The organism is Streptomyces chilikensis (assembly GCF_001642695.1).
GTDB classification, from domain to species: Bacteria; Actinomycetota; Actinomycetes; order Streptomycetales; family Streptomycetaceae; genus Streptomyces; species Streptomyces chilikensis.
On the sequence record NZ_LWCC02000041.1, the window covers coordinates 1 to 1805 of the forward strand.

Genomic DNA, 1805 nt, shown 5'->3' on the forward strand with positions numbered 1-1805 from the left:
GCCTCGGCGCCTACACCGAACTCCCCTCCTCCAACCCGGCCGTGCTCGCCTTCCTGCGCGAGTACGAGGACGACACCGTCGTGTGCGTGCACAACTTCTCCCGCTTCGCCCAGCCCACCGAACTCGACCTGAGCGCCTTCGAAGGGCGCCACCCGGTCGAGCTGTTCGGCGGAGTCCGCTTTCCGGCCATCGGCGAGCTGCCGTACCTGCTGACCCTGGCGGGCCACGGCTTCTACTGGTTCCGGCTCGTCCGAGTCGCACCCCGCGCCAGCCGACGACTGTGAGCCTGAGCCCGCGAAAGGACACGCCATGACGAAGACAGCACCGCTCCGCACAGCCCGCCCGGTCGCCGCCGAGCCCATGGCCTCCCTCAAGGGGCTGTTGCTCGAGTGGCTGCCCCAGCAGCGCTGGTTCGCGGGCAAGGACCGGCCCGTGACGGACCTGAAGCTGCTGTCCATGACGGAGCTGCACCCGGGCTGCCTGCACCTGCTGGTGCACGCCGAGCACACCGGTCCGCCCACCCCGGGCGGTTCCCGTCCCGGCGACTGCTACCAGCTGCTGCTGGGAGCGCGGCGGGAGCTGCCGCCCCGGCTGGCCGAGGCGTTCATCGGCCGGGCGAACGCCGGCCCGCTGGCCGGCCTGGCCGTCTACGACGCGCTGCGCGAACCCCGCTCCGCGGCCCTGCTGCTCGACCGGCTGCGCCACCCGGGCACCACCGGGCCGCTCAGCTTCGAACGGGACACCAGCGTCAGCCTGCCGGCCGGTCTCGCCCCCCGGCTGCTCGCGGCCGAGCAGTCCAACACCTCCCTGGTCTACGGCGACCAGTACATCCTGAAGGTGTTCCGCCGCATCCAGCCCGGCATCAACCCGGACTGGGAGGTGCCGTGGGCGCTGGCGCGGACGGGCTGCACCCGGGTCCCGGCGCCGACCGCCTGGTTCCGCACCTCGCAGCCCTTCGAGGCGACCCTCGGCGTGCTCCAGCCGTTCCTGCCGTCCGCGACGGACGGCTGGACGCTCGGCCTCAACGCGCTGGCCGCGGAGAACGACTTCACCCGTGAGGCCCACGCCCTGGGGCGGGCCACCGCCGAGGTGCACCAGGCGCTGGCGGCCGCCTTCCCGCGCGGTCCGCTCGGCCCCGAGGCGGCGCCGCAGAAGGGCCGGCTGGCGCAGGAGATGACCGAGCGGCTGCACGCCACCGCCCGCGCCGTCCCCGACCTGCGGCCCTACGTGCCGGGACTGTCGGCGGCGTTCGCCTCGCTGGAGGCGGACCGGCCGGCCCAGCGCATCCACGGCGACCTGCACCTGGGCCAGGCCCTGCGGGCAGGGAGCGAGTGGTTCGTCATCGACTTCGAGGGCGAGCCGTCCCGGCCACTGGCGGAGCGGCGCAGCGCCCAGTCCCCGGTGCGGGACGTGGCGGGCATGCTCCGCTCCTTCGACTACGCGGCCCGCACCCGCCGGCCGTGGCATCCCGAGTGGGCCCGGCACTGCCGTGACGCCTACTGCGCGGGGTACGCGCTCGGCTCGGGGTGGGACCCCCGCGACGAGCCCGGCGTCCTGCGCGCCTACGAGACAGACCGGGCGGTGTACGAGGTGCTCTACGAGGCCCGGCACCGACCCGACTGGCTCCCCGTTCCGATGGCAGCGATCCGGCGTCTCGCCGTTCTAGGAGGCTGAACCCGACCATGGCACTGCGTGAGACCGCTCCCCCCGAGCCGTCCGCCCCCCGGCCCGGCACCACCGCCGCGGCCGCCGTCCCCGCCGAGGCGGGCGGGGGCGGCGCGGGCACGGCCGACGGCGGCCGGGCG

At 75.1% G+C, this 1805-nt stretch carries 2 protein-coding genes; both read left to right on the forward strand.

Annotated elements, in window-relative coordinates; translation table 11 throughout:
- A partial coding sequence (locus A2U95_RS21510) for an alpha-glucosidase C-terminal domain-containing protein (protein ID WP_166025800.1) occupies nt 1–284 on the forward strand: 284 nt, incomplete at its 5' end.
- A gap of 25 nt (nt 285–309) precedes the next feature.
- Nucleotides 310–1674 (forward strand): maltokinase N-terminal cap-like domain-containing protein, encoded by a 1365-nt coding sequence (locus tag A2U95_RS21515; protein ID WP_166025802.1) that lies wholly within the window; start codon nt 310–312, stop codon nt 1672–1674.
- Nucleotides 1675–1805: the final 131 nt, after the last annotated feature.